At 64.3% G+C, this 16,916-nt stretch carries 16 protein-coding genes; 6 read left to right on the top strand and 10 right to left on the bottom strand.

Going from position 1 to position 16,916, the window contains the following annotated elements; translation table 11 throughout:
• Position 1 precedes the first annotated feature (1 nt).
• The 4 genes from FJW06_RS03615 to FJW06_RS03600 all read right to left on the bottom strand — a co-directional run bounded on the left by FJW06_RS03615 (position 2) and on the right by FJW06_RS03600 (position 3,918).
• A complete protein-coding gene (locus FJW06_RS03615; protein ID WP_140748144.1) occupies positions 2 to 802 on the bottom strand; it encodes an ABC transporter permease in 801 nt (266 codons plus the stop codon).
• Positions 799 to 1,722, bottom strand: a complete 924-nt coding sequence (locus FJW06_RS03610) for an ABC transporter permease (RefSeq protein ID WP_140748141.1) — start codon at positions 1,720 to 1,722, stop codon at positions 799 to 801. The genes FJW06_RS03615 and FJW06_RS03610 overlap by 4 nt, the downstream gene beginning before the upstream one ends.
• Positions 1,719 to 2,798 (bottom strand): ABC transporter ATP-binding protein, encoded by a 1,080-nt coding sequence (locus tag FJW06_RS03605; RefSeq protein ID WP_140748138.1) that lies wholly within the window; start codon positions 2,796 to 2,798, stop codon positions 1,719 to 1,721. The genes FJW06_RS03610 and FJW06_RS03605 overlap by 4 nt, the downstream gene beginning before the upstream one ends.
• A 79-nt stretch (positions 2,799 to 2,877) precedes the next feature.
• Complete coding sequence (locus tag FJW06_RS03600) at positions 2,878 to 3,918, bottom strand: ABC transporter substrate-binding protein (protein ID WP_140748135.1); 1,041 nt, start codon at positions 3,916 to 3,918, stop codon at positions 2,878 to 2,880.
• 234 nt (positions 3,919 to 4,152) lie between these two features.
• On the opposite strand from FJW06_RS03600, the gene FJW06_RS03595 reads away from it, so the two are divergent.
• Positions 4,153 to 4,851: a GntR family transcriptional regulator gene (locus tag FJW06_RS03595; protein ID WP_246674515.1), complete on the top strand. Its 699-nt coding sequence runs from the start codon at positions 4,153 to 4,155 to the stop codon at positions 4,849 to 4,851.
• A 13-nt stretch (positions 4,852 to 4,864) separates the two neighbouring features.
• Here FJW06_RS03595 and FJW06_RS03590 read toward each other — a convergent pair whose 3' ends face one another.
• From FJW06_RS03590 to FJW06_RS03565, 6 genes are all read right to left on the bottom strand, one after another.
• A complete protein-coding gene (locus tag FJW06_RS03590) occupies positions 4,865 to 5,935 on the bottom strand; it encodes an ABC transporter ATP-binding protein (RefSeq protein WP_348644021.1) in 1,071 nt (356 codons plus the stop codon).
• Between the two features lie 61 nt (positions 5,936 to 5,996).
• Positions 5,997 to 6,605: a cupin domain-containing protein gene (locus FJW06_RS03585; RefSeq protein WP_140748125.1), complete on the bottom strand. Its 609-nt coding sequence runs from the start codon at positions 6,603 to 6,605 to the stop codon at positions 5,997 to 5,999.
• 204 nt (positions 6,606 to 6,809) lie between these two features.
• Entirely contained in the window at positions 6,810 to 7,880 is a 1,071-nt protein-coding gene (locus tag FJW06_RS03580) for an ABC transporter substrate-binding protein (protein ID WP_140748122.1), read from the bottom strand.
• Positions 7,877 to 8,725 (bottom strand): ABC transporter permease, encoded by an 849-nt coding sequence (locus FJW06_RS03575; protein ID WP_140748119.1) that lies wholly within the window; start codon positions 8,723 to 8,725, stop codon positions 7,877 to 7,879. Before FJW06_RS03575 ends, FJW06_RS03580 begins: the two co-directional genes overlap by 4 nt.
• Entirely contained in the window at positions 8,722 to 9,609 is an 888-nt protein-coding gene (locus FJW06_RS03570; protein ID WP_140748116.1) for an ABC transporter permease, read from the bottom strand. The genes FJW06_RS03575 and FJW06_RS03570 overlap by 4 nt, the downstream gene beginning before the upstream one ends.
• Before the next feature lie 107 nt (positions 9,610 to 9,716).
• Positions 9,717 to 11,009, bottom strand: a complete 1,293-nt coding sequence (locus tag FJW06_RS03565) for an FAD-dependent oxidoreductase (protein ID WP_348644020.1) — start codon at positions 11,007 to 11,009, stop codon at positions 9,717 to 9,719.
• Between the two features lie 188 nt (positions 11,010 to 11,197).
• Here FJW06_RS03565 and FJW06_RS03560 point away from each other — a divergent pair, with 188 nt between their 5' ends.
• The 5 genes from FJW06_RS03560 to FJW06_RS03540 all read left to right on the top strand — a co-directional run bounded on the left by FJW06_RS03560 (position 11,198) and on the right by FJW06_RS03540 (position 16,552).
• Positions 11,198 to 12,355, top strand: a complete 1,158-nt coding sequence (locus FJW06_RS03560; protein WP_140748110.1) for a fumarylacetoacetate hydrolase family protein — start codon at positions 11,198 to 11,200, stop codon at positions 12,353 to 12,355.
• Between the two features lie 271 nt (positions 12,356 to 12,626).
• Entirely contained in the window at positions 12,627 to 13,559 is a 933-nt protein-coding gene (locus tag FJW06_RS03555) for a substrate-binding domain-containing protein (protein ID WP_140748107.1), read from the top strand.
• 107 nt (positions 13,560 to 13,666) lie between these two features.
• On the top strand, positions 13,667 to 14,653 hold the full coding sequence (locus FJW06_RS03550) for an ABC transporter permease (protein WP_140748104.1): 987 nt from the start codon (positions 13,667 to 13,669) through the stop codon (positions 14,651 to 14,653).
• A 3-nt stretch (positions 14,654 to 14,656) separates the two neighbouring features.
• On the top strand, positions 14,657 to 15,451 hold the full coding sequence (locus FJW06_RS03545) for an ATP-binding cassette domain-containing protein (RefSeq protein WP_140748101.1): 795 nt from the start codon (positions 14,657 to 14,659) through the stop codon (positions 15,449 to 15,451).
• A 78-nt stretch (positions 15,452 to 15,529) separates the two neighbouring features.
• On the top strand, positions 15,530 to 16,552 hold the full coding sequence (locus FJW06_RS03540) for a LacI family DNA-binding transcriptional regulator (RefSeq protein WP_140748022.1): 1,023 nt from the start codon (positions 15,530 to 15,532) through the stop codon (positions 16,550 to 16,552).
• Positions 16,553 to 16,916 lie beyond the last annotated feature (364 nt).

Here is a 16,916-nt window from a genome sequence, read left to right as displayed (position 1 = left end):
ATCAACGTCCGCGGCCGAAAAGCTGGGCGGCGGACAACAAGATGATCGATAGCACGATCAGGCAAGTCGAAATGGCGGCGATGGTCGGATCGATCTGGTCGCGCAGCGCGTTGAACATGCGGCGCGTCAGCGTCGTGGTCTCGCCGCCCGAGATGAACAGCGACACCACCACCTCGTCGAAGGAGGTGATGAAGGCAAACAGCGCGCCCGAGACGATGGAGAATCTTATTTGCGGCATCGTCACCTGGAAGAAGGCGGAGAAGCGGCCGGCGCCGAGGCTGCGCGCCACCATCTCCTGGTTCATGTCGTAGGACCGCAGCCCCGAAAGCACGGTCAAAACGACCAGCGGCAGCGCCTGCACGGTATGCGCGATGACGAGGCCGGTCAGCGTGTTGTTGAGGCCGATGCGGGCATAAAGGAAAAAGGTGCCGATGCCGATCAGGATGACCGGGATGATCAGCGACGCCGTGAGCAGCGCGTTGATCAAGCCGGTCAGCCGCAGCGTGCGGGCGTTGATGGCGTAAGCCGCTGCGGTGCCGAGCAGCGTTGCGACGATCGCCGTCATCACCGCCACCTTGACCGAGACGATGGTGGCGTCGCGCCATTCGACCGAGCCGAAATAGCTTTCATACCAGCGCAGCGACCATTCCTGCGGCGGGAACTCTAAGAGCGACGAGCCTGAGAAGGACATGATGACGATGATCACCGACGGGGCGATCAGGAACAGCATGACAAGCCCGCCGAGCGCATAGAGCCACAGGCGTTGCCGGTGCGAGATGGGCAGGGCGTTTTCCATGCTCATCGCTCACTCCACACACCGGTGGCGCGGGCGCCGAGCAGCCGGTGGAAGAGGCCGAGCAGCGCCAGCGTGACGGCGAGCAGCACGACGCCGAGCGCCGCGCCCGCGCCCCAGTTGGAATAGAGGCTCGTGGTCTGCTCCATGCGCATCGCCCACATGATGACCTTGCCGCCGCCCATCAGCGCCGGCGTGACGAAGAAGCCGAGGCAGAGCACGAAGACGATGACCACACCCGAGGCCAGCCCCGGCAGCGACAGCGGGAAGAATATCTGCCGGAAGGTGGCGGCGGGGCTGGCGCCGAGATTCATGCCGGCGCGCAGGCAGTCGACGTCGATGGTCCTCATCGAGGCGTAGAGCGGCAGCACCAGGAAGGGCAGCATGATGTGGGTCATGCCGATGACCACGCTGGCGAAATTGTTGGCGAGCGGCAGCGGCTGGCCGATGACGCCGAGATCCATCAGCCAGGTGTTGACCAGCCCTTTGCGCTGCAGGATGACGAGCCAGGCATAGGTGCGCACCAGCACCGAGGTCCAGAACGGCAGGATGACGAAGATCAGGCAGATGGAGACGGCGCGGCGCGGCAATTGCGACAGCATGTAGGCCAGTGGATAGCCGAGGAGCACGCATGCGCCGGTGACGGTGAAGGCCACCTTGAAGGTGGTGACGAAGGTCTTGATGTAGGAGGCCTGCTCGAAGAAGCGCGCATAATTGGCGGCGCTGAGCTCACCGCTCTCGTCGAACAGCGAGAGCCAGAACAGCCAGCCGATCGGGACGATGATGACGGCGAAGACCAGAACGAGCCCGGGCGACAGTAGCGCGAGCAGGCCGCGCGCTTCCCGTCGTGCGTCGGCGCGCAAGGCGTCGGTATTGAGCGCTGCATCAGGCCGTCCGGCATGGTCGAGGCTGGCGGACGCGACGCTCATTGATCGGCCACCAGCACGACATCCTGCGCATCGATGCCGAGCGTTATCGGCTCGCCCGGCCGCGGCAGTTTCGCCAGGACGTCTGGGCGGCAATAGTCGCGCAACGTCAGCTGCCGGCCGTCCTTGAGCGTCGCGTAGCAGAGGAAGCTGTCGCCCTGATAGATGATTTCGCCGACGGTCGCCGGCAGCGCGTTGACGTCGCCTATGGGTTCGCCGGCGATCAGGCGCAGCTTCTCCGGCCGCACCACCATAAGATGCCGGCCGGCGGTCGGTGCGGCCGACGTCATACGAAGCTTGCTGTCCTCGTACCAAACGCTGCCGTTTCGGCTCTCGACCGGAATGAAGTTGGACTCGCCGATGAAGCCGGCGACGAACTTCGTTCTCGGCCTGGCATAGAGCGCCTCGGGCTGGTCGATCTGCTCGATGCGCCCGGCATTCATGACAGCGACGCGGTCCGACATGGTGATCGCCTCACGCTGGTCGTGCGTGACGTAGACCGTCGTCATGCCGAGCCGGCGGTGCAGGTTGCGCAGCTCGATCTGCATATGCTCGCGCAGGCTCTTGTCGAGCGCGGACAGCGGCTCGTCCATCAAAACGATGCGCGGCTCGAAGACAATGGCGCGGGCCAAGGCAACACGCTGGCGCTGCCCGCCGGAGAGCTGGTCGACACGGCGCTCGCCGAGGCCTTTCAGTTGCACAAGGTCCAGCGCCCTCTCGACACGCTCGGCCGTTTCGGCCGTCGACACGCGGCGCTGCTTCAGCGGAAAGGCGATGTTGTGGAAGACGTTCATATGCGGAAACAGCGCATAGTTCTGGAACACCATGCCGATGTTGCGCTTGTGCGGCGGCATGGTGATGATCTCCTCGCCGCCGACCTTGATGGAGCCGGCATTGGCCCGCACGAAGCCGGCCAGGATCATCAAGAGCGTCGTCTTTCCCGAGCCGGACGGCCCAAGCAGCGTCAGGAATTCGCCCGCCGCGACATCAAGGCTGAGATCGCTGAGGATGGAGACAGCACCGAAGCGCTTGTCGATGCCGCTGATGCCAATGGGAAGCGCGGACTGCGCGAGAGACAAGAGCATCTCCTTCAACTCCGGATCATGTTTCGCGAACGATGCGGAGCGGCGCCTCGCGGACGCCGCTCCGATAGGATCGCTATTGCTGGATCAGGTTGTTGAATTTCTCGGTCGCCTCGACGAGGGTGTCGCGCCAGAAGGCGGGATCCTGCAGCACCTGCTTCTTGACGTTCTCGGGCGCGGAATTGATGTCCTTGATGCGGTCCTGCGGGATCTTGCCGGTCTCGAACGCCTTCTCATTGGCCGGGCCGTTGTCGACATAGAGCGGCAGGTTGGCCTGGAGATCGGGGCTGACGAACTTGGCCAGCGCCTTCATGGCGATGTCCTTGTTCTTCGAGCCTTTCGGTACGACCATGCAGTCGGCGGTCAGCACGCCCTGGTCGAAGGAGAAGCTCACCGGCGCGCCTTCCTTCCTCAAGGTGCCGGCGCGGCCGTTCCAGATGCTCGCCATGTCGACCTCGCCGTCCTTGACGAGTTGCATGGCCTGCGCGCCGGAAGTCCACCAGGCGTCGATATGGCCCTTGACCTTGTCGACGGATTGCAGCGCGCCGTCGATGTCGACCGGATAGACCTTGTCGATCGGGATCCCCTTGGCGAGCGCGGCGACGCTCAGCGTCTCCGTCGCCTGGCTGCCGGAGAGCGCGCGGCGGCCTGGGAATTTTTGCACGTCCCAGAAGTCGGCCCAGGTCTTGGGGCCCTTGTCGCCAAACACGTCCGTGCGATAGATCAGCACGACGGAGGTGTAGGAGATGCCGACCCAGTCGTCATGCACGAGCTTGGGGTTGATGCCGCTCTTGTCGATGACATTATAGTCGAGCTTCTCGAACAGGCCTTCCTTGGAGCCGCGCGCGCATTCGTCGGCGCCGAGCTCCGTGATGTCCCATTTGACGGCATTTCCGGTGACCTGCAGGCGCACGTCGTCGAGGCCGTTGGTGGTGTCCTGCTTGATGGTGATGCCAAGCTCCTTGGCCGTCGGATCAAAGAAGGCCTTGGTCTGCGCTTCCTGATAGGTGCCGCCCCATGAGGCGACGGTGATGGTGTCGGCGGCCGCCGCCGGCACGGCGACGGAAGCCAGCAGCCCAGCGATCACCATGCCTTGAATACGAAGTCTCTTCGTCATTTTCGCTTCTCCAACGGTGTTCCCATTATCGTTGATTTGGTATGCGAATTTGTATACAATTTTGAGTGTAATTTTTCGAAGGCCGATGTCAACTCGGGTTTTGGCGTTTTTTGGCTACGGTGGAGGACGGCCATTCCGCAGGGGCAATCGCCTGCGCCGAAATGCTCCTGTTCAAGCAGACCCTAAAACGAACTAAGCTCGCGAATCCGTGACGCAATGTTGGAGGCGGAACGCTTGAAGGAGAGAAAGAATACGCTGCGCGACTCGGTGTTCGAGAAGCTCAAGGCGTTGATCATCACCGGCCAGATCCCGCCGGGCGGCCGCGTGACAGAAAACGAGATCGCCGAGCGCCTGAAGGTGAGCCGCACGCCGGTGCGCGAGGCCTTCAACCGGCTGGAGCGCGATGGTCTGGTGATCGGCCGTCCGCGCCAGGGCTATGTGGTCGCAGAGTTCAACCTCACCATGTTCCGCGAGGCCTTCGACATCCGCGAGCTGCTCGACGGCCGTGCGACCGAACTGGCCGCGGCCAAGGCCACCGCCGCCGACAAGGCCAGGCTGCGCGAGATGCTCGCCGAATGCGAGCGGCTGGCGGCGATCCCGGACCGCAGCACCCGAGAAAAATTCGAGGAGCTCCAGGTCGGCATCGACCTGCACCGGGTGATCGCCGAAATCAGCGGCAACGAGATGCTCCACGGCATGCTCTGCGGCATCCTCGACAAATGCCAGCAATATGTCTGGACGGAGCTTCTGTGGCTGGACGAATGGAAGCTCACCCGCGAGGAGCATGCCGGCATCGTGGACGCGATCTGCGCCGGCGACGTCGGCTTGGCCGGCGAGCGTGCCCGCGCGCATGTGCGCGGCTCGCGCGAAAACATCCTGCGCCTCCTGCAGGCCAAGTCCGACTATCAGGGGTTCTTCGCCAAGGCGTCGTGATGCGCCGGTCGAATCAGCTTGAAAGCACAGGGCAATTGGCGCCGCGACGCAGGCTGATATGCGCCACGTCGCCGACGCTGAATTGAGAACCGTCGACACGGCGCGGAGCATCGATGACGATCGGGGTGCCCTGCCCCAGCTCGGCATGGAGGCGCAGCGTGCGGCCATGGAAGACGACACCGCTGACCCGCGCCGGCACGGTGCCTTCGCCGGCGTCGGCGGCGGCTAGAAGATCTTCCGGGCGCACGCCGATGGTACGCGTGTCGCCGGCGGCCGGCGTCTCGCCACTGTCTGAGATGGCCTCCAGCGGCAATTCGCCTGCGGCGAAGCGCAGCCGCTCGCCGTCACGGCCGACAAAGCGCGACTGCAACAGGTTCATCGTGCCAATGAAGGAGGCGACGAAGCGCGTCGCGGGCCGGTCGTAGAGTGTGGCCGGCGGCGCGATCTGCTCGATGCGGCCCTTGTTCATGACGACGATGCGGTCGGAGATCGACAGCGCCTCGGTCTGGTCGTGCGTGACCATGACGAAGGTGGTGCCGAGCCGCGACTGCAGCCGCTTCAATTCGACCTGCATCTGCTCGCGCAAATGCGCGTCGAGCGCCGACAATGGCTCGTCGAGCAGCAGCACGCGCGGCTCGCAGACGATGGCACGAGCAAGCGCGACGCGCTGACGCTGGCCGCCGGACAATTCCGAGACGCGGGCGCGCAGCTTGTCAGCGAGCCCTACCATGTCGAGCGCCTCGCGGACACGCCTGGCCTGCTCGGCCCCGGTCAGCTTGCGCAGCGACAGACCGAAGCCGACATTGGCCGCGACATCCATATGCGGGAACAGCGCATAGTCCTGGAAGACGGTGTTGACCGGCCGGTCGAAGGGCCTCAGCCCGGTGATGTCGCGGCCTTCCAGCAGGACGCTGCCGCCGGTCGGGCTCTCGAAGCCGGCGATCACGCGCAGGCTGGTCGTCTTGCCGCAGCCGGAGGGGCCGAGCAGCGTCAGGAATTCGCCCGGGGCAATATCGAGGTCGACAGCGTCGAGGCCGACAATGCCGCCTGGAAAAACCTTCGAGACTCCGTGCAGCCGAACCAATGCATCCCGCAATTCCGGACGGAAAACCGCTTCGCACTTTTTCTGGAATTGCTCCGTCCCGTCAGGCGCCATCGCGCACCTCGGACGGTTTCGTCGTGTTGACCCACAGGATCTGGCAGCGCTCGGTGCCGGGATTGCGGAAGGCATGCAGCAGGGTGCTCTTGAAGGCGAAGCTGTCGCCGGCTTTCAGCACATAGGTCGTGGCGTCGACCACCAGCTCGACCTCGCCGGTCATGACGAGGCCGAATTCGTGGCCGGCATGGGCGTAGGCTTCCGCCGTGCCGCCGCCTGCCTCGACCGTGACCAGCATGCCGGTGAGCGTCGCCGCCGGCGGGGAAAGCAGCGCCTTGGCGATGCCTTCCGACTTCACCGGAATCGCGCGACGCTTGTCGGCGCGCACGCAATAGAGGTCGTTCACCGGTTCATTGCCGTCCGTGATCAGCGCCGACGGCTCGATGTCGAGCGCCGCCGCCAGAGGCCAGATCACCTTGACGCGCAGCGAGGACATGCCGCGCTCGATCTGGCTGAGCGCGCCGATGGAGATGCCGGCCTTGGCGGCCAGGTCGGCCAGCGAGAGCTTGCGCTCCAGGCGCAATGCCCGCACGCGACGGCCGACGCGGATGTCGGCATCGTCCTTCGGCTTTGTCGCCGCTTCGTCGAAAGCATCCATGCAATGGTCCTCGTTGTCTTTTCACGGCGCGGCGCAACGCCGCTAGGCTCCCCCTTCTCCCCTTGTGGGAGAAGGTGTCGCCGAAGGCGACGGATGAGGGGTGCTCCAGGGGAAGCTAACGTCTCATTCCTTCCAACACCCCTCATCCGTCTCGGCGCTGCGCGCCGATCCACCTTCTCCCACAAGGGGAGAAGGTAAGAGCGCTCAGCCGCCCGCCTTCACCTTCTCGAACATCTTCGCCACATCGTCATTCTGCTTCATCGGACCGGTGAAGATGGTGCTCTTCAGCATCACGTCCGGGTCCGCCGGCAGTTGCAGCTTGTCGAGTTCGTCCTTCGACACGCCGGCGAAAGCGGTCGAGAGCGAGCTGCCATAGCCGTAGGACTGGATCAGGAACTTGCCCGAATCGGCGTCGAGCCGACTGTTGATGAAGTCATAGGCGAGATCGACGTTCTTGGCGTCCTTGAGCATGACGAAGCCGCAGGCCCAGGTCAGCATGCCCTCCTTCGGCTTCATGAACTCGACCGGCACGCCCTGCTTCTTCAGCGAAGTTGCCGACGCGTTCCACGTCATGGCGGCGACCAGCTGGCCGCTCGCCAGCGCCTGCTCGACCGAGGTCATGTCGGTGGTGTAGCTCGACAAAAGCGGCCGCTGCTCGCGCAGTTTTGCTGCCATCTTGTCCATCTGGTCCGGCGTCATGTCGAAGGGGTTCACGCCGGCCAGAAGGGCGGCGACGATCGGCGTATCGTGCACGGCGTCGATGGTCGCCATGCGGCCAGCATATTGCTTGTCCCATAGGAGGTTCCAGCTCGCCTCGGGGTTCTTCACCAGATCGGTGCGGTAGAGGATCGAGGTGTTGCCCCAGTCCCAGGGCACCATCCAGACCTTGCCGTCGCCGGCCTGCAGGTCGGGCAGGTTCTTGAACACCGGGAAGATCGAATCCCAGTTCTTGATGCGCTTGGTGTCGATCGGCTGCAGCAGGCCTTCCTTGTTCCAGCGCGCCACCTTGTCGTAGCAGGGATGCGCGATGTCGGGCCGGAAGCCGGCCTTGACCTTGGTGAAGGCGTCGTCATCGTCGCCGAAGATCGTCGCCTCGACGCCGTCCGGATGCGCGGCAAGGAAGCTCTTGTTGAAGTCGGGCAGCTCATAGCCCGACCAGGTGAAATATTGCAGCTTGTCGGCGGCAAGAGCGACCGTCGATGACAGTGCGAACGCCAGCGCGGCAAGTCCCGCCCGGGCGTTGTGTGCGGTGATCGATTTCAGGTGGAATGTCATTCTCGTTCTCCTCTTCTTTGTTGTGCTTCAGGCTGGATTGCGGCGGGCGCGCCAAGGCCGCGATGGCGAAGGATTTCGGCGGCTCCGGCGATGATGAAGGACACGGTGAGGATCACCGTTCCCAGCGCCATCACGGTCGGCAGCGAGCGCGGGAAGCGCAGCTGGCTCCAGATGTAGAGCGGCAGCGTCGGCTCGGTGCCGGCGAGGAAGAAGACGACGATGAACTCGTCGAAGGAAATCAGGAAGGAGAGCATGAAGGCCGAGAGCACGGCCGGCGCACTCAGCGGCAGCATGACGCGCCGGAACGTCGTCCAGTCGGAGGCACCCAGGTCGAGCGCCGCCTCGCGAATGGTTTTCGGAACCGCGGCGAAGCGGCTGCGCATCACCACCACCGTCGTCGGCAGCGCGACGAGGATATGACCAAGCACGATCGAAACGCGCGACGGGCCGAGGCCGATGAGATTGACCAGGATCAACAGCGATATGCCGACGATGACGCCGGGGATCAGGATCGGCAGCCGGGCGATGGCGCTGATCGTGGCGGCGAGCGGCGAGCGGCCATAGAGGTCCATATAGGAGACGGTGATGCCGCAGAGCGTCGCCCCGGAGGCCGCGATGACGCCGATGACCAAGCTGTTGGCCAGGGCGCCGGACAGCGCCGGATTGCCGTAGAGCGTCCGGTACCATTCAAGCGTGAAGCCCTGCAGCGGAAACGCCGCCTGGATGGAGTTGTTGAAGGAAAACAGCGGGATCAAAAGCACCGGCAGGTAGAGGAACACGAGATAGGCAAGCACATAGAGGCCGAGCCAGCGGCCGTCGCTGTTGGTGTCTGCCCGGGCGCTCATGTGCGGCTGCCGAATCTGCGGTCGGCACCGCGCGCGACGAGCACCACGCAGAGGATCACGAGCATGACACAAACGGACAGCGCGGCGCCGAACGGCCAGTCGTTGGCCTTGCCGAACTGCGACTGGATCAGCGTGCCGATCATGGTACTGGCCGGGCCGCCGACCATGGCCGGCGTGACATAATCACCGACCGTCGGCACGAAGACGACGAGCGCCGCGGCCAGAACGCCCGGCATTGAATTCGGCAGCACGACCCGGCGGAAGCTGGTGAAGGGCCGCGCGCCGAGATCGGAGGCGGCTTCGAGCAGCGATTTCGGGATCGTGTCCAGCGCCACATAGATCGGCAGGATGGCGAAGGGCGCGTAAGCGTGGGCGAGCGTGACGACGACAGCTGCCGGCGTGTTCAAGAAGGCGAGCGTCGGCTGCGACCAGAGGCCGGTCTCGATGAAGGCGGAATTCAGCACGCCATTATAGGCAAGCACGATCTTCCAGGCGAAGACGCGCAGGAGATAGCTGGTCCAGAACGGCAGCGTGACCAGGAAGAGCAAAAGGTTGCGGCGGCGGCCGGCGTGAAAGGCAAGGTAATAGGCGACCGGATAGGCGGTGACGACGGTGGCGAGCGTCACCAGGCCGGCAATGACCAGCGAGCGCAGCGTCACCGTCCAGTAGAGCGGGTCGGTGGCTACGGTGAGGAAATTCTCCGCCGTCAGGCCGACGCCGAGCAGCGAGCCGTCATTGCCCCTGAAAGCGAGGAACACCACCAGACCGAGCGCGAACAGGATCAGGAAGAAGGTGACCAGCCCGCCCGGCAGCAGCATGGCGAAGCGGAAGACCGGCGAGATGCGGGTTTCCGGCGGTGGCCGCGCTGCAACGATGGTCGACATTTTGTTGCCTATTTGGGGCTGCCCATCGGATTTTTTGAAATCGACCAATGGTTTTTCATATTCATGAAACTGTCAAGCTGAATCGCTTGTGCAGCGCACGCTCCAAATCAGCGCTCGAATGCGTCGAGCACGCGGTACCAGGTGATTGCCGCGGCGACGCCGACCTGGCGGAAAGCGTGAAATGGGATCGGCTTGATAGGTGACAGTGGGAACGGCAGTTGCCTGGCGTCGCCGCTCGCAAGATAGCTCGCCATGCGCTTGCCAAGCGCGCTCATCAGACCGACGCCCCTGCCTTGGCAGCCAACAACGGCCAGCAGGCCCTTTTCCGGCTCATGCAGATGCGGCAGGTGGTCCGGCGTCAGCGCCACGCGGCCGAACCAGCGCTTTTCGATGGCGATGCCGGCGAGTGCCGGATAGAGGCGGATGAGCGCGCGTTCGCAATGCGCCCAGTCGGCCGCGCTTGAAGGCAGCGCCATGCCGCCGCGGCCGCCCAGCACCATGCGGCCATCTGGACTCCGGCGATAATAGACGAGGATGCGACGGGAATCGGAAACGGCCTGGCCGCCCGGCAGGATGCCTGCGGCCAGCTCGGCCGGAAGTGGTGCGGTGGCGATCTGGAAGGAATGCAGCGGCACGATCGTCTGCGCGAGGCCGGGCAACAATCCATCCGTGTAGGCGTTGGTGGCAAGCACGACCGACCTGGCGCGCAGTTCGGCACCGCCCTGTGTCGAGATCCGCCAGACGTCGGCATCCTTGCTGAGTTTCACAACCCGCTGCTGCTCTGTAATTCGGGCGCCGGCGGCCAAGCCGACACGGGCCAGCTCGAGCGTATAGGACAGCGGATCGATGACGCCGGCGCGGCGGTCGAGCCAGCCGCCGAAATAGCCTTTGGCGCCGGTCATCGCCGCGATCCCGGCCTGGTCGAGCAGCTCGACGTCGGCGCCGCGCGAGCGCCATTGGCGATCCCGGTTCGCAGCCGCGGTCAAAGCGGTCTCGGTGTGCGCGGCCTGGATCCAGCCATTGCGTGTGAACGGCACAGCCAGCTTCTCGTCGCGGATAACGTCGAACACCGCATCGGCCGTCGAGGCGGCGAACTCGACCAAGGCCTCGCCGCGTTCCTTGCCGAAATGTTCGATCAGCCAGTCCGGGTCATATTTGAGGCCGGGAATGACCTGGCCGCCATTGAGACCGGAAGCGCCCTGCCCGATCGCGCCGGCATCCAGCACCTGAACGGAAAGGCCCGCGCGCGCCGCATGCAGCGCGGTCGACAGCCCCATGATGCCGCCGCCGATGATGACCGCGTCCAGCGTGCCGCCGGATGGCAGCTCGGACCGAAACGCCGGCGCCGCCTGGGGCTTTCGCCAGATCGGATCGGAAAAGGCTGCGACCAAGAGGATCACCTACGCGCTGGAGCTTCGTGAAAATCCTATTGCCGATTTCATGGATTTGAAAGAGCGCTTCGATGGGCCAGTTCGGCGGTGGCTGTGTGACAGCACATCCATGGTCTAAATGTTGTGGCTGGCGGGATAGACGTTTCCGCGAAATCGGGGAAAAGTGCCGCGCGCGAAAAATTGAGAGGAATGATGCCATGACCGATCCGACCCGCCTGCCCGCCGATGGACTTTTCGTCGGCCGCGCCAAAACCAACGCGGCTTCCCATCCGTTGGTGGTGACGGCGCGGGACGGTGAGGTGATCGACATCACCTCGAGCGCGGCGCCTACGGTGCGCGATCTTTGCGAGTTGAAGGATCCGGCTGATTATCTGCGCTCGGCCAAGGGCAAGGCGATCGGTTCACTCTCCGACATCGCCGCGAACAGCTTCGAGGCCGAACGCGACGCCGCGAGACCCATCCTGCTGTCGCCCGTCGACCTGCAGGCGGTGAAGGCCTCGGGCGTCACCTTCGTCGTCAGCCTGCTCGAGCGCGTCATCGAGGAGCAGGCGCGCGGCTCGGCGGAAAAGGCCGACGCCATCCGCGCCGACATAGCCGGCCTGATCGGCCACGATTTGTCGAAGCTCAAGCCCGGCTCGCCGGAAGCGATGGAGATCAAGGCCAAGCTGATTTCGCGCGGCGCCTGGTCGCAATATCTCGAAGTGGGCATCGGTCCGGACGCCGAGATCTTCACCAAATGCCAGCCGATGGCTTCCGTCGGCTTCGGCGCCGATGTCGGGCTGCATCCTGTCTCCACCTGGAACAATCCGGAGCCGGAGATCGCCATGATCGCCGACAGTTCGGGCCGCATTGTCGGCGCCACGCTCGGCAACGACGTCAATCTGCGCGACGTCGAAGGACGCTCGGCGCTGCTGCTCGGCAAGGCCAAGGACAACAATGCTTCCGCCTCGCTCGGGCCGTTCATCCGCCTCTTCGACGAAACCTTCTCCATCGCCGACGTGAAGCGCGCCACGGTGCGGCTTAGGGTCGAGGGCGAGGACGGCTTCTCGCTGGAGGGCGCGAGCTCGATGGCCGAAATCAGCCGCTCGCCAGAGGAACTAGTCAAGGCGGCGATGGGCCCCCATCACCAGTATCCCGACGGGCTGGCGCTCTATCTCGGCACCATGTTCGTGCCCTCGAAGGATCGCGGCGAGAAGGGCAAGGGCTTTACCCACAAGGTCGGCGACATCGTCACCATCTCGTCGGAAAGACTCGGCGCGCTCACCAACCGGGTGCGCTTGTCGCCCGATTGTCCGCACTGGACCTACGGCGCCAGCCATCTGATGCGCGACCTGGCCAAGGCGGGCCTTATCTGACGCCGCGCCAAAGGCCGTTGCCCTGGAGGCCAGTCCGCGCGCGGCGGATGGGCCGATGGCGTCGCTTGCCCCTGAAAATCATCGCAGCTGATGCAATCTGATGGGATTGCTGATGGCGCGCGCGGCTGTGCCAACATCCATTGGCGATGGAGGCTTGCCAGCACCGGAAAAAGAGAATGCTCTAGACGTTCCGGTCGGTGCCGGCAGGAGATGCGGTCCAGGCCGCGTCGCGCTGATCCAGGAGGAGAGTTTCAACATGGGAGGAAATCGAATGCTTTCGCGGCTAAGACTGCTCGTGCTTGGCTTGATCGCCATGCTCGCCATTCCGGCGATGGCCGAGGCCAAGACGTTCTACTGGATTTCGCATGGCGGCCCGGCCGATCCAGTCTGGACCTACTTCCTTGCCGGCGCCAAGCAATGGGCGAGCGACACCGGCAACAAAGTCAACACGTCTTTCCACAATGGCGACGTAGCCTCGCAGCAGGAGGCGATCCGCGCCGCCATCTCGGCCAAGGCCGACGGCATCGTCACCACCAGCCCCGATCCCGGCAGCCTTGTCGAGCTCGCCAAGGAAGCGCGCGCGGCCAACATCCCGATCATCAACTTCAACACGCCGGATCCGAAGGCCAACTTCAACGCCTATGTCGGTGGCGACAACGTCACCTTCGGCAAGCACTGGGCGCAATACCTGGTCGACAAGGGCCTGGTGAAGAAGGGCGACTTCGTCTGGATGCCCGTCGAGGTTCCGGGCGCCACCTATGGCGTGCAGGAAGAGGAAGGCATCAAAAGCGTGTTCGGGCCGGCCGGCATTACATATGAGGTGACCGAAGCGACGCTCGACCAGGCCGAAGTGATCAACCGCATGGTCGACTATCTCACCGCCCACAAGGGCAAGGTGAAGGCCATCATCGGCCTCGGCGACCTCGTCACCGGCTCGATTAAGCGCGTGTTCGACCAGGTCGGCGTCAAGCCGGGCGAGATCCCGGTGGTCGGCTGGGGCAACTCCCTCGACACCACGCAGGAAGTGCTGAACGGCTATGTCAACGCCGCGCAGTGGCAGGACCCGCAAGCGACCAGCTATGTGGCGCTTTCGCTGGCCAACATGGCCGCCAGCGGCATTCCCCCGGGCTTCAACGTCATCACCGGCGCGCTCTATGAAAAGGACACCGCCGGCGTCTACGACAAGATCCTGTCCGGCAAATAATCCCTGACATTTGCGGTCGCGGCTTTCGGGCCGCGACCGCAATCCTGTACCGTCGAGCCCTGTCTGATCGGGGTGGGCTTCAGCCAATCATTCACGCCGCGGGCTCAATGGAAAACCGTTCCTTCATTCAAAGCTTCATCGCGCGCCCGGAATTCGGTCCGCTGGTGCTGCTTATCGTCGAGCTCGTCGTCTTCTGGGGCATCAATCCCGACTTCCTGTCGCCGCAGAACATCTCCAACATCCTGGCCTTCACCGTCGAGCTCGGCCTGATCGCGCTTGCAATGACGCTGCTCATGACATCCGGAGAATTCGACCTCTCGGTCGGCTCGCTGTTCGGCTTCTCGCCGGTGCTGATGTGGACGCTTTTCAACAGCGGCGTCACTTCGCTGGAAGTTGGCCTGGTGATCGCGCTGATCGTCGCTGCGCTGATCGGGCTGGTGAACGGCTGGTTCGTCACCCAGCTCAAGATCCCGTCCTTTCTCGTCACGCTCGGCATGCTGCTGGTCGTGCGCGGCACGGCATTGTTCATCACCGACGGCTTCCCGCAGCGGACCTGGAGCGCGGAAGGCAGCTGGCTGGCGAACATCCTGGTCGGCGACTTCTATGTCGGCCCGTTCCGCATCTATGCCTCGCTGTTCTGGTTCATCGGCGCCGCGATCGTGCTGGGCTATGTGCTGACGCAGAGCCGAACCGGCAACTGGATCCAGGCGGCCGGCGGCAATCCGAACGCGGCCCGGGCGCGCGGCGTCAACGTCAACCGGGTCAAGGTCGGCCTGTTCATCCTCTCGGCAGTGATGGCCTCGCTCGCCGGCGTGATCTCGTCGCTGCGCACCTCCGCGGCCAACCCCAACAGCGGCACGGGCTACGAGCTAGAGGTCATCGCCATGGTGGTGATCGGCGGCACGGCGCTGACCGGAGGGCGCGGCACCATCGTCGGCACGGTGCTCGGCATCCTGATCCTGCGCGTGATGCGTAATGGCATTGTGTTGATCGGCGTGCCGGGGCTCGCCTACAACATCTTCATCGGCGCGATCATCCTCGGCATGATGGCGCTGCATTCATGGCTCGAACGCCGGCACCAAGCAGGAACGTGAACCATGGCCGAACCGCTCATCCGCATGACAAACATCCGCAAGTCCTATGGGCGCGTGCAGGCGCTGGTGGACGCCAATTTCCACGTCAATGAAAAGGAGATCGTCGGCCTGCTCGGCGACAACGGCGCCGGCAAGTCGACGCTGATCAAGGTGCTGTCGGGCGCCGTGCCGCTGACCAGCGGCGACATCTTCATCCGCGGCAAGAAGGTCACGCTGCGCTCGACCAGCGACGCCATCGCGCATGGCATCGAGACGATCTACCAGGATTCGGCCCTCGTCACGCAGCTGTCGATCGCCCGCAACCTGTTCCTAGGGCGCGAGCCGATCAAGCCGCCGCGCTTCCTCAACCGCATGGATCAGGAGGCGATGAACGCGGTGGCACGCGATCTTCTCAAGCAAGTCGGCATCACCAAGAACATCCCGCCGACGACGCCGATCGGCTCGCTGTCGGGCGGCGAGCGGCAGGCTGTGGCGATCGCCCGCGCCATGCATTTCGACAGCGACCTCATCATCCTCGACGAGCCGACCAACAATCTCGGCGTCGCCGAGACGCAAGGAGTCTTGAGCTTCGTGCGCAGCGCCCGCGATTCCGGCCATTCCTGCATCTTCATCGCGCATAACATCCACCACGTTTTCCAAGTGGTCGACCGAATCGTGGTGATGCGCCGAGGCAAGGTGGTGGCCGACGACATCGACCCGAAGAAGACGACGGTGGCCGAGGTCGAGCGCGTCATCACCGGCATGTCGGACAAGGAAATCCACGACGCGATTTCCGACGGCCCGGAAGCACATGGCTGACTGACCGGCAGGCCGCATCGGCAGCCGCTTCACGCCTTTCGCTGGCACAGGATTGCATCAGCCCCTATGACTGGACCTATGAAAGCCACCGTAGCCGACATCGCCAGAAGCTGCGGCCTGTCGACCGCGACCGTCGACCGGGTGCTCAACAATCGTCCCGGCGCAAGTGCCGCCAACCGGCAGCGCGTGATGGAAGCGGCCAAGCAGCTCGGCTATCTGCCGACGCTCGACCAGGTGGTGCTGCCGTCGAAGCCGGCACATCTCGAATTCTTCCTGCCGATCGGCTCCAATGCCTTCATGGCCGACCTTGCCCACCACATCGAGGATTATGCGGCGCGCCTGCCGCTGGTCGCATCCTGCCGCATCCATAACCTTGCCGGCATCTCGCCCGGCGCACTTCAGGGCGCGGTGGAGAATCTTTCGCTCAAGGCCAATGGCGTCGGCGTGATCGCCGTCGACCACCCGCGCACGCGTAACATCCTGCGCGAGCTGGTCGATGCCGGGATCAGGCTGGTTACGCTGATTTCCGACGTGCCGGCCGCGCCCCGCTCGGCCTATGTCGGCATCGACAACCGGGTGGCGGGCCGCACCGCGGCGCTGCTGATGGGCCGCTTCCTCGGCGGCCGCACCGGACATCTGGCGATGGTGGTCGGCTCGCGCTCCTATCGCGGCCACGAGGAGCGCGAGATGGGTTTTCGCTCGGTGCTGAGCGAAGAGTTCCCCAACCTCACCGTGTCCAGCGCCGTCGAGATCAACGACGAGCCGGACGCCAGCTACCGCGCGACCATCAAGGCGCTGCACGACGAACCAGATCTGCTCGGCATCTACTGCGTCGGCGCCGGACGCTCGGGCGTGGCCAAGGCGTTGCTGGAAGCCAAGCCGCGCAGGAAGCCGGTCTTCATCTGCCACGACCTAACGAAGGAAACACGCCGCTATCTCGTCGACGATCTCACCGACGTCGTCATCGACCAGAATGCGCGACTTGTCGCCGAGCAGTCCGTGATACGCCTGCTCGGCTCGATCGCCTCGTCGGCGCCCTATCTGACCAAGAAATTCATCGAACCGCGGCTGATCTTCAAGGAAAATGTGCCGGTGCAGTAGCTGGCCGGCGGGTGTTCGCGGATTTGTCTGACGATTGATGCCGCAATTCTGCACAGCAGCTATGCACGCTTCGCAATTGCCGGATCGTTGGGCAGCTCGTATTTGTCGATCCGTCGGATGTCTTCCTCCTCCCAGACGCCGACGGTGAATGCGGTACACCTCCTCCCGTGCCGTGTTCGAAATCGAAGCCCGTTGCCTCCTCCTCCCGGCAGCGGGCTTTTTCTTTGCCCGCAATGAGACGGAGAGCGCGGAATCCCCCTCACCCAGATTGCCAACCGAATTGCGAATGGCAATTCGGGGCAATCCGACCTCTCCCCGAGGCGAGAGGAGTGGACCTGCGCCGACGCGCCAACCTCTTCTCCCC

This window comes from Mesorhizobium sp. B4-1-3, from assembly GCF_006439355.1.
GTDB lineage: Bacteria > Pseudomonadota > Alphaproteobacteria > Rhizobiales > Rhizobiaceae > Mesorhizobium.
The sequence above is the reverse complement of the archived record's forward strand: the minus strand, read 5'-3'. Positions and strand labels throughout refer to the sequence as shown.